The organism is Paenibacillus sp. NRS-1782 (genome assembly GCF_050467685.1).
In the GTDB taxonomy this organism is placed as follows: domain Bacteria; phylum Bacillota; class Bacilli; order Paenibacillales; family Paenibacillaceae; genus Paenibacillus; species Paenibacillus terrae_A.
This window is the reverse complement of sequence record NZ_JBITPH010000021.1, coordinates 1-26,787: the sequence shown is the minus strand read 5'-3', so window position 1 is coordinate 26,787 and position 26,787 is coordinate 1. Positions and strand designations below refer to the sequence as shown.

Annotated in this window: 25 protein-coding genes, 2 pseudogenes and 1 riboswitch; of the genes and pseudogenes, 13 read left to right on the top strand and 14 right to left on the bottom strand. The window is 46.0% G+C overall.

Annotated elements, in window-relative coordinates:
- Nucleotides 1-60: 60 nt before the first annotated feature.
- Both ACIFQM_RS09150 and ACIFQM_RS09145 read left to right on the top strand, forming a co-directional pair.
- Complete coding sequence (locus ACIFQM_RS09150) at nucleotides 61-1,947, top strand: 5'-nucleotidase C-terminal domain-containing protein (RefSeq protein WP_430037178.1); 1,887 nt, start codon at nucleotides 61-63, stop codon at nucleotides 1,945-1,947.
- A gap of 245 nt (nucleotides 1,948-2,192) precedes the next feature.
- Complete coding sequence (locus ACIFQM_RS09145; RefSeq protein WP_430037175.1) at nucleotides 2,193-2,867, top strand: exonuclease domain-containing protein; 675 nt, start codon at nucleotides 2,193-2,195, stop codon at nucleotides 2,865-2,867.
- Nucleotides 2,868-2,911: 44 nt separating this feature from the next.
- On the opposite strand, the gene ACIFQM_RS09140 is transcribed toward ACIFQM_RS09145, so the two are convergent.
- From ACIFQM_RS09140 to ACIFQM_RS09130, 3 genes are all read right to left on the bottom strand, one after another.
- Complete coding sequence (locus ACIFQM_RS09140; RefSeq protein WP_430037173.1) at nucleotides 2,912-3,895, bottom strand: helix-turn-helix transcriptional regulator; 984 nt, start codon at nucleotides 3,893-3,895, stop codon at nucleotides 2,912-2,914.
- Between the two features lie 71 nt (nucleotides 3,896-3,966).
- Nucleotides 3,967-4,734, bottom strand: coding sequence for a hypothetical protein (locus tag ACIFQM_RS09135; protein WP_430037171.1), 768 nt, complete (start codon nucleotides 4,732-4,734; stop codon nucleotides 3,967-3,969).
- Nucleotides 4,735-4,959: 225 nt separating this feature from the next.
- Entirely contained in the window at nucleotides 4,960-5,115 is a 156-nt protein-coding gene (locus tag ACIFQM_RS09130) for a hypothetical protein (protein ID WP_430037169.1), read from the bottom strand.
- A gap of 303 nt (nucleotides 5,116-5,418) precedes the next feature.
- Between ACIFQM_RS09130 and ACIFQM_RS09125 the strand changes: the two genes are divergently transcribed.
- From ACIFQM_RS09125 to queF, 6 genes are all read left to right on the top strand, one after another.
- Complete coding sequence (locus ACIFQM_RS09125) at nucleotides 5,419-5,859, top strand: hypothetical protein (RefSeq protein ID WP_430037166.1); 441 nt, start codon at nucleotides 5,419-5,421, stop codon at nucleotides 5,857-5,859.
- Nucleotides 5,860-5,884: 25 nt separating this feature from the next.
- Entirely contained in the window at nucleotides 5,885-6,589 is a 705-nt protein-coding gene (locus ACIFQM_RS09120; protein ID WP_430037164.1) for an AIM24 family protein, read from the top strand.
- A gap of 70 nt (nucleotides 6,590-6,659) precedes the next feature.
- Nucleotides 6,660-6,703, top strand: a riboswitch (PreQ1 riboswitch).
- 133 nt (nucleotides 6,704-6,836) lie between these two features.
- The gene (queC, locus tag ACIFQM_RS09115) at nucleotides 6,837-7,520 is read left to right on the top strand and encodes a 7-cyano-7-deazaguanine synthase QueC (RefSeq protein ID WP_430045717.1); all 684 of its coding nucleotides are present in this window, start codon (nucleotides 6,837-6,839) and stop codon (nucleotides 7,518-7,520) included.
- Nucleotides 7,513-8,004 (top strand): 6-carboxytetrahydropterin synthase QueD, encoded by a 492-nt coding sequence (queD, locus tag ACIFQM_RS09110; protein ID WP_430037163.1) that lies wholly within the window; start codon nucleotides 7,513-7,515, stop codon nucleotides 8,002-8,004. Before queC ends, queD begins: the two co-directional genes overlap by 8 nt.
- Nucleotides 7,997-8,875: a 7-carboxy-7-deazaguanine synthase QueE gene (gene queE / locus ACIFQM_RS09105; RefSeq protein WP_430037161.1), complete on the top strand. Its 879-nt coding sequence runs from the start codon at nucleotides 7,997-7,999 to the stop codon at nucleotides 8,873-8,875. Before queD ends, queE begins: the two co-directional genes overlap by 8 nt.
- Before the next feature lie 433 nt (nucleotides 8,876-9,308).
- Nucleotides 9,309-9,806, top strand: a complete 498-nt coding sequence (gene queF / locus ACIFQM_RS09100; protein ID WP_430037159.1) for a preQ(1) synthase — start codon at nucleotides 9,309-9,311, stop codon at nucleotides 9,804-9,806.
- 175 nt (nucleotides 9,807-9,981) lie between these two features.
- Here queF and ACIFQM_RS09095 read toward each other — a convergent pair whose 3' ends face one another.
- Nucleotides 9,982-11,751: a phosphatase PAP2 family protein gene (locus tag ACIFQM_RS09095; protein WP_430037157.1), complete on the bottom strand. Its 1,770-nt coding sequence runs from the start codon at nucleotides 11,749-11,751 to the stop codon at nucleotides 9,982-9,984.
- Between the two features lie 239 nt (nucleotides 11,752-11,990).
- Between ACIFQM_RS09095 and ACIFQM_RS09090 the strand changes: the two genes are divergently transcribed.
- The 3 genes from ACIFQM_RS09090 to ACIFQM_RS09080 all read left to right on the top strand — a co-directional run bounded on the left by ACIFQM_RS09090 (nucleotide 11,991) and on the right by ACIFQM_RS09080 (nucleotide 15,469).
- Nucleotides 11,991-13,439: an SEC-C metal-binding domain-containing protein gene (locus ACIFQM_RS09090; RefSeq protein WP_430037154.1), complete on the top strand. Its 1,449-nt coding sequence runs from the start codon at nucleotides 11,991-11,993 to the stop codon at nucleotides 13,437-13,439.
- A gap of 243 nt (nucleotides 13,440-13,682) precedes the next feature.
- On the top strand, nucleotides 13,683-14,951 hold the full coding sequence (locus tag ACIFQM_RS09085; protein WP_430037152.1) for an MFS transporter: 1,269 nt from the start codon (nucleotides 13,683-13,685) through the stop codon (nucleotides 14,949-14,951).
- 134 nt (nucleotides 14,952-15,085) lie between these two features.
- A complete protein-coding gene (locus tag ACIFQM_RS09080; RefSeq protein ID WP_430037395.1) occupies nucleotides 15,086-15,469 on the top strand; it encodes a GNAT family N-acetyltransferase in 384 nt (127 codons plus the stop codon).
- A 53-nt stretch (nucleotides 15,470-15,522) separates the two neighbouring features.
- Here the strand turns inward: ACIFQM_RS09080 and ACIFQM_RS09075 are convergent, their stop codons facing one another.
- Nucleotides 15,523-15,951 carry an Lrp/AsnC family transcriptional regulator gene (locus ACIFQM_RS09075; RefSeq protein WP_430037149.1) on the bottom strand — a complete coding sequence of 143 codons (429 nt, stop codon included), beginning with the start codon at nucleotides 15,949-15,951 and terminating at the stop codon, nucleotides 15,523-15,525.
- 160 nt (nucleotides 15,952-16,111) lie between these two features.
- Between ACIFQM_RS09075 and ACIFQM_RS09070 the strand changes: the two genes are divergently transcribed.
- Complete coding sequence (locus ACIFQM_RS09070) at nucleotides 16,112-16,867, top strand: MBL fold metallo-hydrolase (protein ID WP_430037147.1); 756 nt, start codon at nucleotides 16,112-16,114, stop codon at nucleotides 16,865-16,867.
- A gap of 98 nt (nucleotides 16,868-16,965) precedes the next feature.
- Here ACIFQM_RS09070 and mmsB read toward each other — a convergent pair whose 3' ends face one another.
- The 7 genes from mmsB to murQ all read right to left on the bottom strand — a co-directional run bounded on the left by mmsB (nucleotide 16,966) and on the right by murQ (nucleotide 24,514).
- The gene (mmsB, locus tag ACIFQM_RS09065; protein WP_430037145.1) at nucleotides 16,966-18,129 is read right to left on the bottom strand and encodes a multiple monosaccharide ABC transporter permease; all 1,164 of its coding nucleotides are present in this window, start codon (nucleotides 18,127-18,129) and stop codon (nucleotides 16,966-16,968) included.
- Nucleotides 18,113-19,663 (bottom strand): multiple monosaccharide ABC transporter ATP-binding protein, encoded by a 1,551-nt coding sequence (mmsA, locus tag ACIFQM_RS09060; RefSeq protein ID WP_430065327.1) that lies wholly within the window; start codon nucleotides 19,661-19,663, stop codon nucleotides 18,113-18,115. The genes mmsB and mmsA overlap by 17 nt, the downstream gene beginning before the upstream one ends.
- 34 nt (nucleotides 19,664-19,697) lie before the next feature.
- Entirely contained in the window at nucleotides 19,698-20,783 is a 1,086-nt protein-coding gene (gene chvE / locus ACIFQM_RS09055; RefSeq protein ID WP_430037140.1) for a multiple monosaccharide ABC transporter substrate-binding protein, read from the bottom strand.
- Between the two features lie 340 nt (nucleotides 20,784-21,123).
- Complete coding sequence (locus ACIFQM_RS09050; protein WP_430037393.1) at nucleotides 21,124-21,960, bottom strand: MurR/RpiR family transcriptional regulator; 837 nt, start codon at nucleotides 21,958-21,960, stop codon at nucleotides 21,124-21,126.
- A 32-nt stretch (nucleotides 21,961-21,992) separates the two neighbouring features.
- On the bottom strand, nucleotides 21,993-22,124 hold the full coding sequence (locus ACIFQM_RS09045) for a phospho-sugar glycosidase domain-containing protein (protein ID WP_430037391.1): 132 nt from the start codon (nucleotides 22,122-22,124) through the stop codon (nucleotides 21,993-21,995).
- Nucleotides 22,125-22,181: 57 nt separating this feature from the next.
- Nucleotides 22,182-23,600 (bottom strand): PTS transporter subunit EIIC, encoded by a 1,419-nt coding sequence (locus ACIFQM_RS09040; RefSeq protein ID WP_430037138.1) that lies wholly within the window; start codon nucleotides 23,598-23,600, stop codon nucleotides 22,182-22,184.
- A gap of 26 nt (nucleotides 23,601-23,626) precedes the next feature.
- The gene (gene murQ, locus ACIFQM_RS09035; protein ID WP_430037135.1) at nucleotides 23,627-24,514 is read right to left on the bottom strand and encodes an N-acetylmuramic acid 6-phosphate etherase; all 888 of its coding nucleotides are present in this window, start codon (nucleotides 24,512-24,514) and stop codon (nucleotides 23,627-23,629) included.
- 223 nt (nucleotides 24,515-24,737) lie between these two features.
- Here murQ and ACIFQM_RS09030 point away from each other — a divergent pair.
- Nucleotides 24,738-25,504 (top strand): annotated as a pseudogene (locus tag ACIFQM_RS09030) (DUF418 domain-containing protein).
- 337 nt (nucleotides 25,505-25,841) lie between these two features.
- Here the strand turns inward: ACIFQM_RS09030 and ACIFQM_RS09025 are convergent.
- Together ACIFQM_RS09025 and ACIFQM_RS09020 are read right to left on the bottom strand one after the other, a co-directional pair.
- Nucleotides 25,842-25,997, bottom strand: a pseudogene (locus ACIFQM_RS09025) (DUF255 domain-containing protein); the annotation flags it as partial.
- A gap of 120 nt (nucleotides 25,998-26,117) precedes the next feature.
- Complete coding sequence (locus tag ACIFQM_RS09020) at nucleotides 26,118-26,771, bottom strand: hypothetical protein (RefSeq protein ID WP_430065325.1); 654 nt, start codon at nucleotides 26,769-26,771, stop codon at nucleotides 26,118-26,120.
- Nucleotides 26,772-26,787: the final 16 nt, after the last annotated feature.

Sequence of the window (26,787 nt, the reverse complement as noted above, 5' to 3'; positions counted from 1 at the left end):
AAATGTGGACGTAAGCGGTTTCTCTAATTCATTCATTTTACAGGAGGTTGAAAGAACAACATGAACTCATGGAAAAAAATCTCGTCCATCTTGACGACCGCCGCGCTTCTGCTCGGATGTCTCGGTACAGCAGCAGCGGACCCGGCAGCTAGTACGGGAACAGCGGGAGCTGCAACTCCTCCCGGCAACGGGAAACACATCACCATCCTACATACGAACGATACTCATTCCCACGTGGTGTCTAACGACAAGGAAATGGGCTTCGCCAAGCTGGCAGGCATCATTGACCAGTACCGGGCTTCCAATCCCAATACGCTGCTGCTGGATGACGGAGATACGGTTCATGGAACGACCTTCGCTACTTTGGTCAACGGCGAGAGCATTGTAAAAGTGGTTAACAAGCTGGGCTATGATGCGATGGTACCAGGCAACCATGAGTTTAATTACGGCTGGAAGCATCTTGTCGAGCTGAGTAAGGAAATTCAATTCCCGGTACTCAGCGCCAATATTAAGCAAACGGATGGAACACGTTTGTTCCATCCTTATGTGATTAAAGAAGTCAATGGCGTTAAAATCGGCATTATCGGCCTGACCACACCCGAAACGGCATACAAAACCAATCCTAAAAATGTCGAGGGTATTCAATTCACTGATCCCGCGGCTGAAGCCAAAGCGGCTGTAGATGAAATCCGCAGTAAAGTGGACGTTGTTGTGGTCCTCGGTCATCTGGGACAAGATGCATCCAGCAAAGACACCAGCCTTAAGGTTGTCAAGGAAGTGCCCGGCATTGATATTTTCATTGATGGACACAGCCATACCGTACTGGAAAAAGGCTTGGTTGGTGACAATGGTACACTGATCGCAAGCGCGGGCGAATATACGAAGTATCTGGGCGTTGTAGATTTATGGGTCGACGGCGGTAAGGTTACGCAAAAACAAGCCAAGCTGATTGATTCGACGCAAGCAGTCGATGTTCAGCCCAATGCTGAAATCGCTACATTGATCGCCTCTATTCAGAAGGAACAGGAACCGATCCTCAAAGAGGTTGTAGTGCAAACAAGTGTGAACCTGGAAGGAGCGCGTGAAAAGGTACGTGCAGGTGAAACCAATCTCGGCGACCTGCTCACCGATGCCATGCGTGACATTTCGGGGGCAGATGTGGCCCTGACCAACGGCGGCGGCATTCGGGCGTCCATCAAGACGGGAACGGTAACCAAGGGAGACATCATCACTGTGCTGCCCTTCGGCAACCAAATTGTTACCTTGAAAGTGAAAGGCTCCGACATTCAGGCAGCACTTGAAAATGGTACAGCCGCCTATCCAGAGCCAAGCGGCGGGTTTCCACAAGTATCGGGTATCTCATTTAAAATAGATACATCGGCAGTCAAAGGAAGTCGTGTCCACTCCATCCTGATTGGCGGAAAAACGCTTGATCCTGATGCCACGTATACACTGGCAACGAATGACTTTACGGCTGTAGGCGGAGATCAGTATACAATGTTCGCCAAATATCCGCAGGCAGGTATGTTCGGATCGCTTGATGAGGCGCTGATTCGCTACATGCAAAAGGTTGGCTCCGCCAGCCTGCAAGTACAAGCAGACGGCCGCATTCAAGAAGCCAAAGCAGACGGCAAGACTTCCGTTCCTGCCGCGCAGCCTGTACCAGCTGCCTCAACCGCAACACCGGCACCCGTGCAGGAAGAACCGCAAGTGGTCTCTACCCCGTCTGCGAAACCTGCACCAGCCAAAGCTCAAACAGCGAAGCCACAGCAGACACCGGCTTCTGCACAAGCTACAAAAAGCCATGTGTATATTGTAAAGTCCGGGGATACACTGTATGACATTTCCCGCCAATATGGGTTCACCTGGCAACAGCTTCAAAAGCTGAACAAGCTGAAAAATCCTCACCGCATTTATCCGGGACAAAAGCTTGACCTCCCGGCCTAATTCAATAAGCTTGCAAAGGCAGCGTCCAGAATCCCAGTGGTTTCGGACGCTGCTGTATGTCAGGAGGTTATTTTTATGCGATAGTCCAAACTCATTTGGACATCGCATATTTTTTTTCAAAAGCCAGCCTTTTAGACGCTGACAAGTTGTGAACCGAGAGGTATGATGGAGAAGAGCCATTCGGGCAGAAAACATCCATTCCGTTCTCTAACGGGATCAGTTATATGTGTGGAAGGAGCACAAAAATGCAATATATTATTTATGATCTTGAGTTTACCGTTAGCCGTAACGCCAGATATTCCTCCGAGATCATTGATATCGGTGCCGTCAAAGTCATGAAGGGAGACGATGGCTTGTACGTTGCGGACACGTTTCACAGCTTTGTCAGACCCTCAAATCGGCCTGTGCTGTCTACAGATACCGTGCAGTTCACCGGTATTACTCAACGAGACATTGATGCGGCCCCGCTTTTCCCTGAAGCTGTGAAGCCATTTATCGCATGGCTTGGAACGGAGGACTCCCCTTATTACTTATGTGCTTGGGGGCCAGATGACCGTCAGAAGCTGGTATCTCATTGCCGCACCCATCATGTGGACCTCCATTGGATTCATAATACGAACGATATACAAAAACAAATCTCCCGTCTGTCCGGCTCCAATGGCAAATACCGTCAACTAAGCCTGTCTCAGGCGTTGGAGCTGTGCAACATTGACTTTGATGGTCAACAGCACCGTGCGCTGGACGATGCACTGAATACCGCTCAGGTTTTCATGCATCATTTTGATCGTATCACATTATCCAATAACGCTTCTGACGATGAGGAAAGCCGGGGTTCGAAGCTTGTATACTCCACACCGGAAGAAGAACAGGAGCAGTACAGTCCATTTGGCAATCTCGCCAACCTGTTTAAGGACCGTTAGGAGGATAGCACCCCGGCCCGTTCCGGGGGATCTATCACCCCTTGTCATTCTTGGTTCCCTGCCTTTTTATCGGAATAAAATGCCCCCCAGGTTCGCAGCATTTCCTGCATTCGCTTGCGGTATCGCAAAGGCTCCAAAATTTCTGCCTCCGCTCCATATTGAGTGAGCCAGTCCAGAAATTCACCATCATGATTCACCGTTACCTCAAACAATAGACTTCCATCCGGCAAATCCTTGAGAAAAGGCTTGATGAACAGCTCCTCTTCTTTGACCCGATATACAGATCCAGCAGAAAATTTTACCACAAAACGGATATTCTGGTTTCCTTTGGTAACTGACCAGGTTCCCTTAAAAAACATTTCCATTTCATAAGTATTCTTCTGAAACGTATACGGCAAAATCCTCATATTTCGAAAGCGACTGATCCGAAAGGTTCTCATGGCGGCTTGCTTGTGACAAAAACCAAGCATATAAAAACGCCGATCCTGTGGAACCAGACAGTAAGGATCAATCTGAACTAATGATACATCTTCATTTTGAGGCGAACTGTATTCCGCTTCAATTGTCTGCTGCGTAAGACTTGCCAAAACAATCAGCCTGAGCAGATAAGGCTGGTTTTCCCGCTCAAGTGTCGAGCCGAGCCGGACGATATTTTTCATTTCCTGCGCGAAGCTTGTCTGGTCCATCTTTTTTTTCTGACTAGAGGCCATCACTTTCTCATAAGCACTTTCAAAAGCTGGTGGTAAAAGAGGCTTTATAGTTTCCATGACATCCCCCAGCCTGGCAAAAGCTTGTGCCTCTTCTTCCGTCCAATTGAGCGGATACAAGGCGAAGTTACTAATAAATATGTATCCTTTGCCATGTCCCATATTGGCTATCGGAATATGCATAGCGCTCAGAGCCTCCATATCTCGGTAAATGGTGCGTTCTGATGTTTCACAACGTTCGGCAAGCTCTCTTGCCAATATCCCCGGATTTGCCTGAACAATAGTAATAATCCGCATTAACCGTATCAACCGATCAGTCAAGGAAGTCTCTCCTTTACAAAAAGATAGTAAATTAGACTCACTATAATACATAAATAAACTAGCATAATTGCCTACTTTAAAATATTAATTTCGGTAAAGCGAACATCCTCTACAGATATTTCATTATTAACATGGACTTTAGAACTATACGATTCGAATAATCCAAAAGTCCCATTCCATTTATTGCGTACGGCAAAGAGTAATTCAGCTTCCTCCAGATACTCCATGTCTCCTGTTCTCGCCGCCCGTATAAGCAGTTCATCTGCTTGTCTGGTAAGCGCAAACGCCCCTCGCTCCTGTTCCCCCTTCTCGTATATACGCAATGCTTTCTTCACAATTGGAGCCGTCTCATTCAGCTTTATGTATTTTTCCACCTTCGGGTTGATTGGAATGCTCAGCAGACCAAGATGATGCGTGTAATGGATATAGAGCTGATCCGTTCGAATCAGTGTCCTTTTTTCCTGAGTGGGCTTACACCAGCTCCACTCCATCAATCCAATGATATGCCTTCCGGAAGAGTGAACTGGTATAGAAAAGGACAAAATTGCCTGCTTATACTTCCCCCTCCGCATATCACCACAGTGAACAAGCATACACTCTCCGTCTTCCAAGCGATTGAAGCTGAGCCTGGCCCCATCCACTTTTAATAGATTTACCCCACTCTCTGGGATGAACCGGAGTTGCAGGTCACATCCAACTGTTTTCGGCATTAAAGTACCTTTTCTTTTACGTATAGCCCCATAGCCCCATTCTATCAGCAGATTTACTTGCTCGGACCTATTCGCAGATATAGACTCTTTGTCCCATGTGTACGTTACGTTAATCATTGGCTTCACCACTGGTAAATTCCCCCTAAAAGAACATGTAACTCTAAATTAACAGTGTTATCTGACACTATATTGTCAGGGAACGTATGTTCGTTAGCGAAAATTATACATGGTAATCTATAGGAAAGGGGAAGTACATCAACAAATAACATTTTAACCCATTGAAATTGCATGATTACGTAAAAAAAAGCCCGGCGTAAGCCGGGCTGCATTATAGTCTCGTTTCATAGTATAAAGTTAAGAAATCATAGTTTCTGTCAAAGAAACATTCGCTTTTGTGCAGATATCAGAAACAGGCGCAAAAGTTATACTGTCCACCACCAGTTCCTTCGACAAAGGCTTTCCGTTTACCGTTATTTTTAACGTTCTATAGGTCTGTTCTTTTTCGTTCATCGTTCATTTCTCCTTCTACATTCTTGCTTAATATATTTATACTCATTTCTGTTCCTCATCAAATAGGGTTGGCTCTTGTACATGCTTGCGAGAAAATTACCGGAATGTAGCTGCTTCCTTGATATACCCGTTTTGAGGTACACTTAAACTAAAATATCGACTTTTTTGTAAATATTTCTCCCGGATTTGTCATCCTGTTATTCTAAACTTTGAACCCTAATCATTACACTATGCGTAACCATAAGATATGGGTAATTATGCTTATCATTTAACATCTTGGTGCAACAGAAGGAGGAAGATCTCTTGGTACGACAAATTTCTCGCTTTGCTTTCTGCCGCCGTGTCGTCTGCGCTGCTGTAGCGCTTCTGTTTATTTTTGGCGGAACCGGAGTTCCGGGAGCACATGCCGCCTACTGGGATGATGTATACCAGGGCTTTGAGCAATTTTCCCGACTGCCTGGCGATGTATATCAGCTCAAGGAAAGCTATAAGCAAACGCAGGAAGAGCTGCAAAAGGCCCGTAGCAGCGTTGAGGCTTATCAGGAGCAAAACGCTCAACTATTACAGCAAAACGCCAAGCTAACCGACACCGTCACCGAACTGAAAAATCTTCAGGTTCAGCGCGATCAGGCTTCACACCGTAACAAGATGCTGATCCTCACAGCTGTCATTTTGCTGGCTGGTTATTTTATCGGTATTCGCCTGTTGCGTTACGGGATGCGTCGACGTTCGGGAAGATACTAGCCCCCTGAAAGGATGAAAGGCCAGAATGGACATACAAGCAGGACAACACCATGATGAAAGCGTCGGTTCTGTCGTAACACTTGATCTGGCGGAGGGCGAAAAGCTGCATGTTCTTCACCCGCAGCAGATCATCGCGTACCGCGGACCCAGCTCAGGCCGTAGTGACAAACTGATGAATATTAAAGGCATGTACCGCAAGCACAAGCTGATTCAGGCCGATTTTACAGGAGCTTGCCGCCTCATTGCCGCACTTCCTCCCGGCTTCAGTCTGAAAATGATTGAGCTGGATGGGGGCGACGATCTGCTATACGATTTTCGCAACCTGTTCTGGTACAGCTCCGGTATCCAGATGCGCACCAAGCTGCTGAGCATGAAAAACATGTTGTTCAGTCGGGATGTTATTAAAATGAAATTCGATGGCATCGGCCAGATCGGTCTATTGACTCAGGGACGGGTATGCCAGGAACAGCTTCATCCAACAGAGCCGATGTATGTCGATGCAAGCAGCGTCATTGCCTATCCCGAGAACGCCCAGCTGGAGCTGACAGTGTATGGCAACCATTTGGCCAGCCAGCATATGAATTATCATTTTAAAATGACCGGACACGGTACTGTGCTTTTTCATGCGGGTGAGCATCATCGACGGCTCCAGCAGGATATGAACGACGATGGCGTGATCAAACGCTTTTTAAGGGAAGTCATTCCATTTGGCGGAGTGTTTATCAAATAGCTCTGCCATGCTATAATGAAGGCGTCTGTCCTCTGTCGGACACCTAATGAAGAAAGTCCATGCTCCATGCATGGGAGAGGTTCGCGAACTCCCTCTATAAAAAACTAACGATGCTTTGTCCTCCGCATGAAAAAATAATCGCGGGGCCAGGCCTGTTTTTTGTTGAAGCTGGTTCAAGAACTCTCCTTCTTCCAAGTGACAAGACGCTGTGTCTTACACCATTCCAAGAAGATCGAGAGGTTTTTTTATGTTTGCCAACGAAAAAGCGGTCGTCGTATTTAGCGGCGGCCAAGACAGCACCACCTGTTTATTCTGGGCGAAAAAACATTTTGCCGAAGTAGAAACGGTGACGTTCGATTACGGTCAACGCCACAAGCAGGAAATCGAAGTAGCGGCCGGGATTGCCCACGAGCTGGGTGTTCCGCAATCGGTACTGGATATGAGCCTGCTCAATCAATTAGCCCCCAATGCCCTCACACGCACCGACATTGACATTACTCAGCAGGAAGGCGAGCTGCCCAGCACCTTTGTAGACGGTCGCAACCTGCTATTCCTCAGCTTCGCAGCCGTGCTCGCCAAACAAAAAGGAGCCCGTCACATGATCACAGGCGTCTGCGAGACGGATTTTAGCGGCTACCCCGATTGCCGGGATTCTTTTATCAAATCGCTGAACGTTACTTTACATCTTTCCATGGACTATCCCTTTGTCATTCATACCCCGCTCATGTGGTTGAATAAGGCCGAAACCTGGCAAATGGCCGATGAGCTGGAAGCCTTTGAATTTGTGAGAACCCGTACACTAACATGCTATAACGGCGTTATTGGCGATGGCTGTGGCGAATGCCCTGCCTGTAAACTGCGCCGCGCCGGGCTGGAACAGTATCTGGCTATACGCGGAGCTTCGTCGCCAGGAGTTGAAGGCCATGCGTGAGCCGGGCCCCTTTCGTATCGTCGACAAGCTCCAGCAGTTTGGGACGGACATTGAACGCTCCCAGCTGCGTTATCATCGCAAACGTGTACTGGTCAGCAAGCAATTTACGTTCGATGCAGCACACCATTTGCACTGCTACGAAGGCAAATGCAAAAATCTGCACGGACATACTTATATCGTCGTTTTCGGCATTAGCGGCATACCGGACGAAACCGGTCTGACCCTTGATTTTGGTGATATCAAAACGATCTGGAAGGAGCAGATTGAGCCTTATCTGGATCACCGCTATCTGAATGAGACGCTGCCCCCGATGAATACAACGGCGGAAAATATGGTCGTCTGGATCTTCGAACAAATGGAGTCTGCCCTAACCTCGGAAGCATACCACCATCGTGTGGAAGGCGGGCGCACTGAATTTGTACGGCTGTTCGAGACACCTACCAGCTATGCCGAATTCCGACGGGAGTGGATGCTGGATGAGTAATACTACGGCGACTCACCAAACAGCCGCACCTTCCCGGGGCCCAAAAACAGCCCCGATCCCTGTATTGGAGGTGTTTGGTCCTACCGTTCAGGGCGAAGGCATGGTCATTGGGCGCAAAACGATGTTTGTTCGTACCGCAGGCTGCGATTACCACTGCTCATGGTGCGATTCCGCCTTTACCTGGGACGGCAGCGCCAAGGATCAGATCCGTCGTCTCAGCGCCACAGACATTTGGCAGGAGCTTCAGGCCATCGGTGGCACACGGTTTTCACATGTGACCCTATCCGGGGGCAACCCGGCCCTGTTGCCGCAGCTTGGAGAGCTAATCACGCTGCTGCGCAGCCAAGGCATTGCCACCGCTGTCGAAACACAAGGCTCCCGCTGGCAGGAATGGCTGTATGATATCGACGAGGTAACCCTGTCGCCCAAGCCGCCCAGCTCTGGTATGACGACCAACTGGGACGTGCTGGATGACATCGTAGCCCGCCTGTCGAATCGGAAGATTACTGATTGGAAGGCGGCTGGAGAGCCCTCGTCAGTGTCCAGCTTCTCTACCGCAACGCGCACGAAGGAAGCCGCTAATGAATCAGTGAGCTGCTACCACGGAGCATGCAGCTTGAAGGTCGTCATATTCGATGACATTGATCTCGCATATGCACGCACCGTTCACGAGCGCTATCCACATATACCGCTGTTCCTCCAGACTGGCAACCCAGATGTGAACACAGAGAACACCGGACAGATTGCGGAATCCCTATTGCATCGTTATGAATGGCTTATTGACCGTGTCATGGACGATTCACGTCTGAATGACGTACGGGTACTCCCGCAGCTCCACACCCTCGTATGGGGCAACAAACGCGGCGTATAAGCACTGATAAGTAATATATTCCATATGAGCTGTATGTGATACAAAAGTTACACCCAATTCGTTGGATTATACCTTCGACATCCAAAGTTATAAAAAAGAGAAAGCCTCGTCTCTAAAGGCGGGCTTTCTCAAAGTGGCGCTCCTTTAATAAAGGAGCGAGCTTTATTCACTTCTGCCCAACCTCATGTAAACGAGTAGGGACTTTATGGTGTTGACAGTGGTCGGCAGCGGAGCGGAGGATTTGAAGCTGGAGAAGCGTTAGCGTTCGCCTTTGAAATGGGATTCTAACCTATATATCTTTCACATGATCAGAAAGAATCCCATTTCAACAGCGATCGGAAGCTCAAATCCTTCGCGGAGCGTCACCTAACCGAACCTCCATAACTCCCTATCCTTTTCACTAAAATAACTAAACTTAAGGAGCCTCACCACTATGACCGGAAGAACACCCGAAGAAATGACCGACGTTACCCTGCTTGGCAATCAAGGCACCCAATACACCTTTGCCTATGATCCCGCCATTCTGGAAAGCTTTGATAATAAGCATCCGTACCGTGACTATTTTGTAAAGTTTAATTGCCCGGAGTTCACCAGCCTGTGTCCAATTACAGGACAGCCGGATTTTGCCACCCTCTACATCAGCTACATTCCCGATATCAAAATGGTCGAAAGTAAGTCCCTCAAGCTGTACCTTTTCAGCTTCCGCAACCACGGCGATTTCCATGAGGACTGCGTCAACATCATCATGAACGACTTAATCAAGCTGATGGACCCGCGTTATATCGAAGTGTGGGGCAAGTTTACGCCGCGCGGTGGCATCTCCATTGATCCATATACAAACCACGGCAAACCAGGAACGAAGTATGAGGAAATGGCACAACAACGCCTATTCAACCATGATATGTACCCGGAGACGGTAGATAACCGTTAACATTTTACGAAATTTCACTACCAATGATTTGCTATTGTAAAGATATTTAAAACCTAATATCCACATCATTAAACAGTAAAGTGCACCCTTAGAATTGACATGGGAATAACCCTTCCGTTATCCGATGAATTCTAAAGGTGCACTTTAATTGTTGTATTCCGAGTTTGTTACTTTGTTACTTTGTAACTTTTAACTGAATACTGTCAGCTTTATAGACAACCTTCACTTTGTACTTGCTTGGCAATCCTGTGGTTTCAATGGATGTAAATGCTCCATTTCGTTTACCATAAGTCATGATCGTGGCACCGTTAGCTGGTACATATTTGTTTGAAAAATTCAGACGCAATTTCCCATTAGGTATTGCAGTGCCTTTAATTTTGAGCAAATCATTTTTACTCTGAAGGTTGAGCTCAAGCGTGCCCTTGGCAGATTGTTTGTAATTGCCGCCGATGATCAGCTTGCCAGCAACATTTTCAGTGAGGGTACCCCCGTTGTTCGTAACATCCCCATTTCCGAATGCCGTCTCCGAATTCCCCTCAAGTCTGCCTTGGTCGAGCTGTGTACCGCCGGAATACGTATTGTTGCCCAGCAGCTTCAATGTACCTGTTCCCTTTTTGGTCAGCTTTCCAACGCCGGAGATATTGTTGCGCCAGCGATCCAAAGCATTGAAACCGCCTTTGGAAGCGTCCATGGTCACGGTAACGTTATTGGCAAAAGCCCCATAACCATCTGCGGCGGAAAAGAGATCCAGTCGTCCCCATCCCTCAGCATCATCCAGTACAGGATAGCCGGAAGGTAGACCTGTAGTAGCCAAAACCCAACGGCGTTGTGTGCTGTCCAGGTAAGGCAGACGTGTTTCCAGCAGCACCTCAGCTCCCTTAGGCACCGTCATTGCAGTCGTGGTTGGATTCATTGGACTAAATCCGTAGGTCAATCGTTCAGTATAGCTTTTTTTATTGGCAGAATAATTGCTAAACCGATCCGAGGCTGTACCCGTTTGCGTTAACAATGTACTGTGAGCATCCTGATAAGCTGCTTTCTTTAAACTGCTATTGGCCGGATCAGACAGGATGGCAGCCGCCGTCGCAGTTGCCATGACACGCCCTCCCATAACATCAAATGGCGAATGCATACCGGCAACAATACGGTTGTTGCCCAGCTCCGAAGCTCGTGTCAGCAGCTCCTGGTAACGCTCTGGTACGGCATAGGCCATCGCAATAGCGCTAAGATACGCGGCATTGGTATGACCGCTAGGAAAGCCGCCATCCTTGCTCGGATCAGAATTTTGCGCGGGCAGCAGGGTTGGAACCACGACTGAATTATCGCTCCAGCGAAATGGACGAGGATAGCTAAAATAAGCCTTGGCCGAGCTTGTCGAAGAGTAATCACCACGCAAGGTATTGACTAAATTCACGATATTACCTAAAGTGGAGCTCGTACTGCCTGCATTGGTTCCAGCATCTTCATATTTTTTAGTCAAGGCATCTGCCGGAATGTCATTGATTGTTGTAGTTGCCCCTGCATTCTTTCGATATATATCGGTAAGCGAACCCAGACCGTCGATCACACTGTAGCTCTGATTTCTGCGATCATCCAAATAAGCCGCATCTGCCTCACTGGAAGTACGGCGAGCAGCAATATCAATAACTTTTTGAATATTGGCGTCCAGTACGCTGCTGTTCAGCTTGGTACCTGTATCCCAGGTGGTGCCGGGAGTCCAAAGCTTATTAAATCCGGAAAGCAACCCGAGTGTCGGATTTGAACTTTCCGTCTTATTACTAGAATTATTATTTTTGTAATGATCTACGAAATATCCCCAAGACGGCTCTGGCGCAGTTACCGTTGTGGGTAGGGTTGCCGCACTCGCATAACTTCCACCCAGGGAACCTATAAGTAAGGGTACAGACAATAAAGCAACTGATAATGGTTTCCTTAACAATTTCATTCTCAAATCATATCCTCTCTTGTGCTCTTCATGCGTTCTCTACAAAGCTATCACCTATACAACAAGTTGTATGATATAAAGAATCATATCTTTAGTTTGTTAAATGAGGAGCATGGTTTTGTTAATTTATTTTTGCTTATGTACATGATCATCCACTCCAGAAAACTTCCTCCCTTTGAAAAGAAGCGGCTATACTGATATCTTTATCAGTATGAAACTTTTATGAGGGGTGTTTTGGATTGACACAATTAGGAAGGAATGATCTCTGTCATTGCGGCAGTGGTAAAAAGTATAAGAAATGCTGTTTAGACCAGGATCAACAAGCGCAGCGGGAACAGCACAGCTCCTTTGCAAATCAGGAATCAGGAAACAGCACTCAGTGGCAGGAAAGAATTGAACACACAGAATCACCACAAAAATTCAGAAAGCTTATAGGCAAACTGAACTGGCCAACAGAAGCACAATATCAACTGGCTGACGAGCTTTTTATGGCCCTTTATGCGGAAAATAACTTAAAATCCCAAATCGTACGTGGATGCCTTATGGAGACATTACTGCTCTGGAATAACTTCTGTAACTTAAACAGCCCATCTTTCCGTAAACCTGGAGGTTATAAAGCTGCTCTTGAGTATTTTTTTCTAACTGAATTTGGCATGCTGGTTACTCAAGCTGATCTCGCAACCAAGCATGGAGTCTCCGTATCCAGTCTGTCTAATAATTTGCGAAAATTGGAGGATTTTTTTGAAGAATATGGGACGGAAAATGATAATCTGGCAGCTCTGACCTCGTCTAACAAAGTTGAAGAGATGACCACTTATTCCGAACTCGAACATGAAAAAATGCTGAGAAAAATTCAGAAATTAATGGAATCCCAGGATCATGAAGGCCTTGAGGATGCTCAGAATTTTCTGGCTTTGCAATTAAACAACTCTGAATTATTGAGAAACGATTCTCCAATAAGCTTGGAGGAAAAGGCCTACGAACTGATAATCAGGGCTGAATCAGAAACTTCCCTTGCCAAGAAAAAGAAACTCGTCAGCCAAGCGCAAGAGCTTGATCCTAACAATGTAGATGCTTTGCTTATACTTTCAAAACTAGCAACAGATATTTCAGAAGCCATTAAGCTGGCCAATTCTGCTATGACATATGCCCGAGATGAACTGGGTGAGGACTTTTTTGTGCAAAACAAAGAATATTTCTGGGGGATGGTCGAGACTCGCCCCTACATGCGCTCGAAGGAGTTGTATGCCAAACTGGTGTATACATCAGGCAGAATTAGTGCCGCGTGTGAACAATATGAGCAATTACTAGAATTAAATCCCAATGATAATCAGGGGATTCGGTATAGCCTGCTTCTTTGTTATTTGGAATTAGAACGCTTCGATCAAGCAGAACAGCTACTGCAATCCTATGCAAATGAAGGGTCAACGGAATTTAAATACGGTAAACTGGCTCTGGAGTACCTTCAAAATGGAGAAACTGCGAATCTGACTTTTTTGTATAAGCTGGCTCGTAAACAAAATCGCCATGTCCCGGCCTATCTGCTTGGGAAAAAAACTTTGCCTTCAACACAACCCCAGTACATGACACCCGGCGATATAAATGATGCCGTTCAGTATGTGGATTCTCATGAAAATCTTTGGGCTCGATTATATGGATTGGTCGAATGGATGAAAAAGCAAGCCTAGGCAACATATGAAAAGGATCTGCTCTCCAGGCTAAATAGAGGGTAGGTTCTTTACCATTTTGAAGCTATCGGTTTCAATCTGCCTATATGCAGACCACCTTTAGCTAAATCATGCAATTGCGAGTATGCAGCAGGATGGGAAAGAACCACCGAGTAAAAGCGGCCTTTATGCCCCTTTCAGCCATTTGCTGCAAACGGATCGCTTCCTATATCTTAAAATATACATACATAATCGGAGGTTGCCATGACTACTAAATCTGCTACAAAAAAAGAAGCGGGCCAATCGCTCCCCCTGCCGGGACCTCAAGCGAAGGGCACCGTTTTTGCGATTCTGATTGCCATCAGCTTCGTCCATCTGTTCAATGACTCGATTCAATCGGTCATTCCTGCGATCTTTCCGATCTTAAAAGAATCCATGAGCCTGAGCTACACGCAGATCGGCTGGATTTCATTCACCATCAATTTTACAGCTTCGATCATGCAGCCAGTCATTGGCTTGTTTTCGGATAAGAGACCTACGCCCGCGATCCTTCCGATCGGCATGGGCTTTACGCTGACAGGCATGCTGCTGCTCGCCTATGCTGCCGATTATAAAGCAGTGCTCATCGCGGTCATCTTCGTGGGTCTGGGCTCGGCTGCCTTTCACCCGGAAGGCTCGCGTGTATCCCATATGGCGGCCGGGCCACGTCGGGGGCTGGCTCAGTCCATTTTCCAGGTTGGCGGCAATGCGGGCCAATCGCTGGCACCCATGCTTACGAGCTGGATCTTTATCCCATTGGGGCAATTTGGCGCCATCTGGTTCACAGGTATTGCTGCGGCCGGGATTGTGGTTCAGTCGTTCATCGCCCGCTGGTATGGTAACGTCCTGCGTACAGAAGGCTATGCACGTAAAAAAGCGGCGGCACGCCAGATGAAGCCCGAAGTACGCAACCGTATTATGTTTGCGATGGTTGTTCTCATTCTGCTGGTATTTGTCCGTTCGTGGTATTCGACCTCGGTCGGAAGCTACTATTCGTTTTACCTGATGGAAGTGTTTAAAATGCCACTGGCTGATGCACAATTGTACATTTTCCTGTTTTTAGGAGCTGGAGCGCTTGGCACCTTCTTTGGCGGTCCACTGGCGGACCGTTTTGGTAAACGCAATATGATTTTCCTGTCCATGGTATTGGCTGCGCCTCTCGCGCTATTGTTGCCTTACGCCAACCAATTCTGGACGGCTATCCTGTTGCCGATTATCGGATTTATCATGCTGTCGAGCTTTTCGATTACGGTCGTATATGCTCAAATGCTCGTACCCGGCAAAATCGGAACCGTCTCCGGTCTGATCACGGGCCTCGCTTTTGGCCTTGGTGGGGTAGGTGCGCTTGTGCTCGGCAACTGGATCGACAAAGTAGGCATCACGAACATCATGTTCCTGTGTGGCTTTTTGCCGTTGCTAGGCATTTTAACGTTCCTGCTTCCTACAGATAAAACCCTGAACCGCTGGGCGGAAGAAAACGGAGCCGACGTGTAACAGGCAAGCGTGTGGCGGCCATCCCGGCCGCTTCACACCTTTGTAATTGCCTAACCTGATTCCCCTAGTAAGCCAAGAAACATCCCCTCTTGTATCCCGAATCATCCAGTCAGCTCTCTTCTTCCACCAAACGCATCAAAATACGGCGCTTTCTGTATAGTATTTTACCCGCCTCAGCTATCGTGATTACGGCTGCCGGAAGACCCGTTGGATTTTTCATTTTGTACGATGGAGATGAGTTAGCGGATTATACGAATACTACCGAAGCTCTGCTGCTGCATGCCTTCTCTATCCATTACACAGATCAGGGACAAGGGTACGCCAAAAAAGGGCTGCTTCTACTGCCACATTTTATCTCCAGGCATTTCCCGAATATTCGTGAAGTCGTGCTGGGTGTCAACGCCCGTAATCTGCCTGCTCAAAGTCTGTATCTCCAATGCGGCTTTAAGGATGAGAGCGACACCAAGATGGGATCGCACGGCTTGCAGCATATTTTAAAAATGAGCCTGCATAGCTAACTCCCTTGCGTCCTTTCTAACAAAAAAGCTCCCAGCAGCACCGGGAGCTTAAATCATTTTAGTTCTCCTAATGAAAAGCTTAGCTTGTAATTGCCGTACTGCGTCAGTTCATCAAGCATGGTATTCAGCTCTTCCTGTGAGGACATGCGCAAGCGCATCCAGTAACAGCCCTCCCCACTAACCCGATGAATCTCAATAATAGAGGGATGCTTCCGTGCGAATGCCTGAAAAGCACTATGAACGGTTCCCGAATTCAAAAACACCGTAATAAAGGCATGAATGGTCTGCCCCATTTTTTCAGGATTCCAGCGTAGAGTATAGCCTTCGATGATGCCCGCATCCTGCATTTTTCGAACACGCGCTCCTACCGCTTGGCCCGTAAGATGTACAAGCAGACCGATTTCCTTGTGTGATAAAGAGCTGTCCTCAACCAGATGATGAAGAATGCGCAGATCAGTGTCATCGGGTACGAATAGTTCCATAGCCATATTTCCTTTCATGATGAAACGAGAATTCTTGTTTTCCTTTCAGCAGGCCGTAGCCTGTAGCTTCTTGCATCAGATATGATTGTAACAGAAACAAACAACTGCCGAACATATTCGGCTACAAATTAATCTGTCCAACTAAAAGGAGATTCCAAATATGAAAATCACACTGATCCGCAATGCAACCCTATGGTTAGAATATGGTGGAGTAAAATTCCTGATCGACCCGATGCTGAGCGAGCCTGGCGTAAATCCGCCTATCCCGAATACGGAGAACGACCGTCGCAATCCGTTGGTTCCCTTGCCGCCACAATGGGAAACGCTCGGACAGCCTGACGTTGTTATCGTTACGCATTTGCACCCGGATCACTGGGACCCGGCAGCAGCGCAATGGCTGGACAAACAGCTCCCTGTCCTCTGCCAGCCCGGAAATGAAGATCAGATCGCCGCTGACGGTTTTACGCAGGTGACTCCGATTTGGGTGGTTGGTTCTGTGGGAGAAATTGAGATCATCCGCACAACCGGGCATCATGGTACTGGTGAAATCGGCGAACAGATGGGCCCCGTATCGGGCTTTGTATTCCAGGCTCCGGGCGAGCCTGTTGTCTATTTGGCAGGGGACACAATCTGGTGCAGTGAAGTGGCAGAAGCTCTCGACAAGTACCATCCGGAGTGGACGATTGTGAATGCCGGAGGAGCGCGGTTCACAGTGGGTGATCCAATTACGATGACTGCGCAGGATGTGACGACGGTTGCGCAATACGCCCCATATACACAAGTAGTGGCTGTCCACATGGAGGCGATCAATCATTGTCTGCTCACCCGAACTGAGCTATCCGAACATATACGCAACGAAGGACTGAGTGAGCGTGTGCATATTCCGGTAGATGGAGAAAGCTTGTCTGATAAATAAGAACCGCTAGCCTCAAAAACGAACCCATAAAGAACCTCCAGCATCCACATTTCAAGTGGGACTGGGGGTTCTTGGTGTACAAGCATGAAATATGAAGCTTAGGCTGATCTTTTGTTTTTGTTGTAAATATCGAAGGCAACCGCCAGCAGCAGCACCAAACCCTTGATACCTTGCTGCCAGTCAATACCCAAACCAATCAGGGACATGCCGTTATTCAGTACGCCCATGACCAGACCACCGATAATCGCTCCAAAAACGGTTCCGATCCCACCGGATGCGGAAGCCCCGCCGATAAAGCAAGCCGCGATGGCATCCAGCTCAAAGTTCGTGCCTGCTCTCGGAGTAGCCGCGTTCAGACGTGCAGCGAAGATTAGACCGGAAATGGCGGCCAGCACGCCCATGTTCACGAATACCCAGAACGTTACTTTTTTCGTTTTGACACCGGACAGACCCGCTGCCTTTTCATTTCCACCCAATGCATACACATGGCGGCCCATAATCGTGCGGTTCATGACGAAGGAGTATACAACGATCAGAATAAACAGCAATACGAGAATGTTCGGAATCCCCGCATAACTCGCCAGCATAAAGGTGAACAGATTGATGACAGCAGCGACCACAATCAGCTTGAGTACAAATAGAGTCTGTGACGGAACCTCAAAACCGTATTTAAGCTGGGAACGGCGTTCGCGAAGCTCATTGACGATAAACCAAACTGTGAGCGCAATGCCCACAATGATGGATACCAGGTTATAACCTGAGGATGCAAAGTCCGGCAGGAAGCCTGAACTGATTTTCTGAAAGCCACCCGGAAAAGGAGAGATGGATTGACCTTTCAGCACGATCATCGTCAAGCCGCGAAAGAGCAGCATTCCCGCCAACGTAACGATAAACGCCGGAATCCGCACATAGGCGACCCAGAACCCTTGCCATGCGCCGATTAGCGCTCCGACTACCAAAGATGCAATCACGGCGATCCACGCCGGAAGCTGCCAATCCACCATCATGATGGCGGCAACCGCACCGACAAAAGCGGCTATCGAGCCGACAGACAAATCAATATGCCCCGTGATGATGACCAGCACCATCCCGATAGCGAGCACGAGAATGTAGCTGTTTTGCAGAATCAGATTTGTAATATTAATCGGCTTCAGCAGCAGACCGCCCGTCAGTACCTCGAACAAGATCATAATGACGACCAGCGCAATCATCATGCCATATTGGCGGATGTTATTTTTAAATAATTTAGTTATGGTTTCCATGCTTCACGCCTCCCGACTTGGTCATATATCTCATCAATGTTTCCTGCGACGCGTCCTCACGGCTAACCTCTCCGGTAATCCGCCCGGCGTTCATGACGTACATCCGATCACACAAGCCCAGTACCTCTGGCAGCTCGGACGAAATAACCAGCACACCCTTGCCTTCGGCGGCAAGTCGATGAATAATCGTATAAATTTCATATTTGGCGCCCACATCAATGCCGCGCGTCGGCTCATCCAGAATCAGAATATCCGGCTCGGCAAAAATCCATTTGCTCAGTACCACCTTCTGCTGATTGCCGCCGCTCAGATTGCCCGTTTTCTGTAAAATGCTCGGCGCTTTGATGTTCATGCTCTTCTTCATTTCCTCAGCAACAACGACTTCCTCCTGCTCATTGACGACAGCGCCCTTCGTCAGCTTGTTCAGGCCAGTCAGCGAAATATTGCGCTTGATATCGTCCATCAGAATAAGGCCAAACTCCTTGCGATCCTCCGTGACATAGGCAAAACCGTTGTTGATCGCGTCTGTTACCGTGTTGTTCTGGATCGGCTTGCCGTCCTTGATCAGTTGACCGGAAATATTGCGTCCATACGATTTGCCGAAAATGCTCATCGCCAGCTCCGTCCGTCCCGCTCCCATCAGTCCGGCAATGCCGACAATTTCACCTCGACGGATGTTCAAATTCACCTGATCCAGCACCTTGCGCTCCGCATGATGCTCGTGATACACCGTCCAGTCCTTCACTTCCAAAATGACTTTGCCAATCTCCGCATGGCGCTCCGGGTAACGACTGGTCAGATCACGTCCAACCATCCCGCTAATAATCCGGTCCTCCGTGACCTGATCTTTTTTCATATCCAGCGTCTCAATCGTCTTCCCGTCCCGCAAAATCGTGATCGAATCGGATACCTTGGCGACCTCATTCAGCTTGTGAGAGATGAGAATGCAGGAAATGCCCTGCCTTTTAAATTCCAGCATCAAATTTAGCAGGTTTTCGCTGTCGTCCTCATTCAACGCCGCTGTCGGTTCATCGAGAATGAGCAGCTTTACCTTTTTAGAGAGCGCTTTTGCAATTTCAACCAGCTGCTGCTTCCCGACCCCGATGTTCGTAACTAAGGTATTGGGATTTTCGCTCAGACCCACCTTGGACAGCAGCTCGCGGGTGCCGACAAAAGTCTCTTTCCAATCAATCACGCCGCCGCTGGCGCGTTCGTTGCCCAGATAAATATTTTCGGCAATCGAGAGATACGGGATCAACGCCAGCTCCTGATGGATAATGACGATCCCTAATTCCTCGCTCTGCTTGATGTCCTTGAACTCGCATGTTTTACCCTGGAAAACAATATCCCCTTCGTAGGTTCCATGCGGATACACACCACTCAGTACCTTCATCAGCGTCGATTTGCCCGCACCGTTCTCACCACACAGGGAATGGATCTCGCCTTCCTTGACCTTGAGGTTTACATTTTCCAACGCCTTCACGCCGGGAAAGGTCTTGGTCATTCCCTTCATTTCCAAAATGATTCCAGTCATGGGATACACTCCTTTCGGTTTGAATAGCCTGCTCTTATTTCAGTCCGATCTGCTCCTTGGTGTAATAATGACTCCCCACAATATCCTTCTCGACATTCGTCCGGTCCACCGAGATCGGGTCAAGCAAATAAGCAGGAACCACCTTTATTCCGTTGTTATATGATTTGGCATCATTCACTTCTGCTTGTTTGCCCTGTAAAATGCTGTTGGCCATCACAACCGTCTGCTCTGCCAGCTTGCGGGTATCCTTGAACACGGTTTGCGTCTGCTCCCCGGCCACAATCGACTTGATCGAAGCCAGCTCCGCATCCTGCCCCGTAATGATCGGCAGCGGCCTGTTCGCTGATCCGTAGCCAACCCCTTTGAGGGATGAAATAATACCGATGCTAATCCCATCATACGGGGATAACACCGCGTCCAGATTGGCTCCCGAATAGTAGGCACTCAGCAAATTATCCATCCGCGACTGAGCCAAGGCTCCGTCCCACCGCAGCGTAGCAATTTGCGACATCGTCATTTGCTTGCTGCGCACAACCAGTTTTCCCGAATCAATGTATGGCTTGAGGACGGACATCGCGCCGTTAAAGAAAAAATACGCGTTGTTGTCATCCGGTGAACCGCCGAACAGTTCTACATTGAAGGGGCCTTTGCCTTCCTGGAGTCCCAGCTTTTTCTCAATATACGCCGCCTGTAGCACGCCCACCTGAAAGTTGTCGAAGGTCGCATAATACGTCAGATACGGCGTGTTCCGAATCAGACGGTCATAGGAAATGACCTGAATTCCCCGGTCGTGCGCCTTCTGGATGACATCCGTCAGCGTGTTCCCATCCACGGAAGCAACCACCATGACATTCACGCCCTTGGTAATCATATTTTCGATTTGGGCGATCTGGTTTTCGACCACGTCCTCGGCGTACTGCAAATCTGTTTTATAGCCTTGCTCCTGAAACAGCCGGACCATATTCTCTCCGTCCCCTACCCAACGCTCGGACGATTTGGTCGGCATGGAAATGCCCACATAGCCTTTTTCCTTGCTGCCCGTTCCACTCTCCGCCAAATTACAGGCCGAAAGCATCAAGGCCAAAACCAGAAGCCAGACGACAACAGCTCCTTTTTTCATATGAAGCTCCCCTTTCCTCATGTGATGCGGGTCATTTAGTGCTGATTAGAGTAGATGTTAGATAGCGCTTACAATAGAGTGGCGATGAACGCCTCTCCTTTTTTTATGTGCAACCACATGGTATCATTCCAAGCCGGGAAAGGTCTTTGCTGGTTTTGAACTTTTTTTATAAAATTTTAACCTTTGTGTGGGGGAGTGATTTGAGGAGGAATACAGATTGTCGGGAGATCGCTCTTATATTTTGAAAACACAAAAAGACTTTAGCCTTATCACGATTGGCAAAGTCTCCATTTGTATACTCAAACTCTTTAATATCTGATCAATTTTGTAACCTACAACATTAATCATACAAAACCTCAATCATTTGCCTTGTCTTCGCTAGCTGCTCCACAGTAAAATCATGCTGAGCAGAAGCATATGCGCTAAAGACAATATCGAGCACAAATAATTGAGCAAATCTAGAGCTTGTTGCCGCACTACGAAGCTGTGCTTCTGGCGCACGTGATGTAAATAATGAAACATCGGCAAGCTGAGAGAGCTTGTTATTACCAGGACGAGTGAGGCTAATTGTTTTTATCCCCTGCTCCTTAGCTCGCTTTATTAATTGAATAACCTCTCTCGTCTCACCGCTGTACGAAATTCCCCAGAAGACGGCGTTCTCTGATTTCGTAGCCATAGCCGCTGCTAATAAATGACGATCTGAAATCGCATATACATTTTTACCAAGCCGAAGCCATTTTTGTGCTGCATCTTCTGCAATAATAAAAGAGGCACCTATCCCATAAGCATAAATAACTTCTGCCTGCTGTAACAGGCTCACTGCCTGCTCAATAGATTGCGCGTCCAGTTGACTGGCCGTATTCTGAAAGGTCAGTATTGTGTTCGACAACATTTTATCAATGATAGAATGCACCGTTTCATTCGATTCAACATCAAAGAAGCCAACATACTGCGTATTTTCTACTTCCGCTGATAAACGAATTTTCAGAGCAGGGAAACCATCTATTCCCAGCGATCTGCAAAAACGAACTACCGCCGCACTACTTGCCTCCGCTTTCGTCGCTAACTCATGTATGGTCATATGCAGCACTTCTTTAGCATTTGCAAGAATGTACTCAGCTACTTTTTTTTCGGATTCTGGCAGTTCATTTAATACTAGTTCAATTTGAGAAATCATATTTCCTACTACCAAGTCCTTATCTCCCCTACTTAATCTATTTTACTTATTGTAACAAAATAGACGGGAGTAATCACATTAACGCCCTCATGTGCCGACAGATCCGTTGATGTGATCTGTAACTCATGTTCATAGCGGCCATACAAATAATTATCGACCGTAATCGATCCTTATGGCCGCTTGTTCGTATGCATAGGCGCAATATTTTTATTTCTGATCAGTTATTCCTGTTCTGCCATTGCCTCTTTTGGTGTACCGAATAAATAAGTAGCTATAAAACCACCAGCATAAGCTGCAATTAACCCTATTACATATTTCAACCATAATCCATTCGCAATCAATGGAATTAACGCAACTCCAGATGGCCCAATGGCAATCGCTCCAACGTTACCAAATAAACCAATGACCGCACCACCAATACCTCCGCCAATACAAGCTGTAATAAAAGGACGTCCTAGCGGTAAAGTAACCCCATAGATCAATGGCTCGCCGATTCCTAGAATACCAACTGGAAGCGCACCTTTAATCATGTTTATTAATGATTTATTCTTCTTACAACGAATCCATAATGCAATGGATGCCCCTACTTGACCGGCACCAGCCATAGCAAGCATCGGAAGTAATAACGTCATCCCTGAGCTATTGATCATCTCAATATGAATCGGCGTCAATACCTGATGCAGCCCTAACATAACAAGTGGTAAAAACGCTGTCCCTAATACAAAACCTGAGAATGCACCACCAACTTCTATCGTCCAGTTAATCGCTCCGATTAAGTTATTAGAAATAAATCCAGCGAATGGCATGATGAAAAATATAGTTATCAGCCCCACGACTAGTAAGGCTATTGTAGGTGTAACGATAATATCAACGGCATCTGGAATAACTTTACGCAAATATTTTTCAACGATTGATAAAATCCATACTGCGATTAGAACACCAATAACTCCTCCTTGCCCAGGCGTTAAAGGCGCACCCGTAAATATATTATTAATGGACAAGTCAGCTGTAACACCTGTTAAAAGCGTTACCCCACCGATCACTCCACCAAGCGCAGGAGTAGCTCCAAATTCTTTAGCTGCATTAATGCCGACATAAATCACTAAGTAACTAAAAATCGCATTTTTAATTACATTTAATATCGTTACATATTGCTGCCACGTTGTGGCGTCTAAGTTGCCTGCTGTAATATTGTTCGCTAGAATCGAGCCAATACCCGCAATTAAACCAGCTCCAACGAATGCAGGAATTAGGGGTATGAAAATATTTCCTATTTTCCGCAAAAAGTTTTTGAACGGTGTATCATTTTTCTTTTTGAGTTGTGCTTTCATTTCTGCGCCTTTTGCTTGTAATTGTTCAGCCGAAGCTGAACTTTTACCCTCTGAGACACTTCCTTCTAACACTTTACCAAATTCTTCAGCTACTTTGGTCACGACCCCTGGTCCGAGAATGATTTGATACGTTTCATCATCCACTACACCTAGAACCCCATCAATCTTCTTCAATTCCGCTTCAGCGATTCGACTGCGATCAACTACAGTTACACGAAGACGAGTCATGCAATGAGTATATTCGGATACATTTGAACTGCCACCAATAGCCCCTAATATTTTGACAGCTAAATCATGATATTTACTCATGTTTATGCCCCCTTCTTACTTTCGCATTATTTTATCGCTTGACGTACAAACCCTTGTGATTCCTCCAAACGTTGTACAGAAGCTTCTTTCGAAAGCCCGGCAAGAAGCATCACAATTGCAATTTTCGGTTTATGATCTGCCTTTTTCAAATAATCTTCTGCTGTTTCCGCATCACAATCTGTCGCATCCATAACAATACGTTTAGCACGTTCTACAAGTTTTTCATTAGTTAACTGTACATCTACCATTAAATTCCCATATACTTTCCCCGTGCCAATCATCGAAGCTGTGGAAAGCATATTGCAAATTAATTTTTGAGAGCTCCCAGCTTTTAAACGTGTTGAGCCAGTTAACACTTCCGGTCCGTTCACGACTTCAATCGCAATCTTGGCAACTTTACCAATCGCTGAATCTTTGTTGCAACTCACGGCTACAGTAGGCGTTCCAATAGAATTGGCATATTCTAATCCACCGATAACATAAGGCGTGCGTCCGCTAGCGGCAATTCCTACAACAACATCTTTGGCTGTTAGCTTAATATCTTGTAAATCTTGCGCCCCTAATTGTTCATTGTCCTCTGCACCTTCGACCGCTTTAATAAACGCTCTCTCTCCTCCAGCAATTAGTCCAACTACCTCTTCAGGTGCTGTTCCAAAGGTCGGTGGACATTCAACCGCATCTAGCAAGCCGATACGTCCACTTGTTCCAGCCCCCATGTAAATTAAGCGTCCACCTTGTTTGATCGCCATTGTTATTACTGCAACAGCTTTGGAAATTTGCGGAATTTCTTGCTTAACCGCCTGTGCGACCTTTTGGTCTTCTTCATTCATCACTTCCAAAAGTTCAAGAGGTGTTAATTCATCCAAGTTCATTGTCTTCTTATTGCGAGTCTCTGTTGTCAAATGCTCTAACATGATTTTCATCATCATCCTTTTCCGTATATGAAATCGCTTTCTAATCGAAGGATAACATTTCTGAAATATTATTTCAATATTATTTTGTTTTATCTAAAACAAAATGTCAAAATTCTGAAATGAATTTTTTGCGAAAGAATCTATTTTTTCATTCCTATTTGGAGTAGGTCTATACATTTTCGCTTCAAGAGCCGAAAGTCGGGGAGATAAACCAAGATGGCGTATGGCTAGACGTTTACTAATGCTCTTGCTGCTGGGATTCATTCATGTGTTTATCTTTTGGGGAACCATTCTATACGCATACGCCATTATCGGATTGTTTCTAATCCCTTTTTATCACACAACGGTTTCTACACTTAAAAAGTGGCTTATGGGTATGACATCCATTCACATCATTTCCTTGGTGGCAAAAATATTTTTACCCTCTCTAGGGGTAATATCCTCTATCCTTAATATTTTTTCTAATGACGCTTCACTAATTTTCATTATGTTTTTTGCTGGTTTTTTAACCGCGAAGTCAGGTTGGCTGACACACATAAAAGAATTATCTAAACCAATTAGATGGATTCAAATGGTATCATTTCTTTTATTCGTTGGTTTCTCACTATGGATTTGGAATGCTTCTCAAAGTGAGAGCACCAATTTAAATTCAGTTACGGGCTTAGGAGCACTTCCAACCACTTTGTTTTACTTAACAACATTATTTCTACTATTAGAAAACAAACACATTGTGAAATTCCTAACACCCATATCACGGGTTGGTCAAATGGCATTTACAAATTATGTAGCACAAAGCATTATAGGGACGGCAATCATTTCAATTATAGGTCTCGAAGTCGTTTCACCAAAAGATATTCTCTACATCGCAGTTCTGATCTATATTATTCAAATCATTTTAGCACCATCTGGTTCAAGTTCTTTTCCATGGGACCCTTAGAAAAGGTTTGGCGGTTGATGACCTATGGAACAAAGCATGCAATAAAACGATAAAAGACTCCTGCTAGCTTATTACCTAACACTTGAAAGTGTTTAAAGGTTGCTCTTCTATACTCCCTTTCTGTGGTGTTTAGGGTGTACTGCTATGCAGGATAGACATTTTGCAAATGTACTATAGTGCTCAATCGGAAGTTTTCTTTAGTCTTACATCTCTCGGTATAAAAAGAAAAAAGAGTCTGAACAATAAGGATTTCTCCTTTATCGCTCAGACTCTTTACTTAATTATATATCCTATCACTTTCCAAATAAGAAAGTTAAATTCAGTAATTTCTACTAGAATTGTTTCACACGAACATCCCATCAATGAGAGGTACGTGTGGGTCAATAACTAGCTATAAACAATAGAAAGGATAGATTTGTTGTCGCGCTTGGCGATTTCAAAAGCTTCTTCCGACCAAGGAAACCAGTTCACCGGATTATGTGCGTGTTGCAGCAGACACGGTGATTTTTCCTTGGCTAATCTATTGGGTACTTTGTGAGTTGTCATTGGGCATCACTAGGGTTAGTTTACCCAAAAAGGTGAGGGAAGGCGCAGAATATGAAAAAGAAGAACGACATCTCTGTCGTTCCACTAAATGATCGAGTAGCACAAAATTAATTACTCTTATCAATTAATAATATTCAGAGTTTCATCTAAATAAACTTCCATGCTACCATCATATTGAGTTAAAAAAGCGCGTTCTCTTACCCCTTCTCCTATACAAATCAATTTAGCCATTCCATTAAAATATTTTTCATTATATTCATGTATGCTTTTTTCATTTTCTTTAGTTTCTGCAATTGACAGTAATAATTGAGTATCATTCGGTTTATTTTTCCCAATAAACTCAATGATAGCATTTTTATTTGATTGCTCAATATCTTCCTTAAAAATTGCATCAAGCATAAAGGGAAAACGATGTATACCATCAGTCTTTTCTATTAATTTATTTAAAGCAAAGTTATATGCAAGTACTGTTTTATGAAGCTCAACCCCTTGAGAAGGAAATGCTGAAATGTTATATAACGATATATATCTATCTTCCTTTAAGGTCTTTACACCTAAATCATCAATATATCCTAGGAATAAACGCTCAAATTCTTTACTTTTGGATATTCTGGATTTTTGGACTTCTTCTTCTGTTTTAAACCCTTTGAGGCTATTCTCAATAGTAATTTTTTCGTTACTTAATACCCCAAGTTTATATCTAATGTCATGAATTAACTGTATATTCACTTTATTATTCAACCAACTATCAAAAGAAATATTATGCTTAAACACGCCTGTTGATTAACCA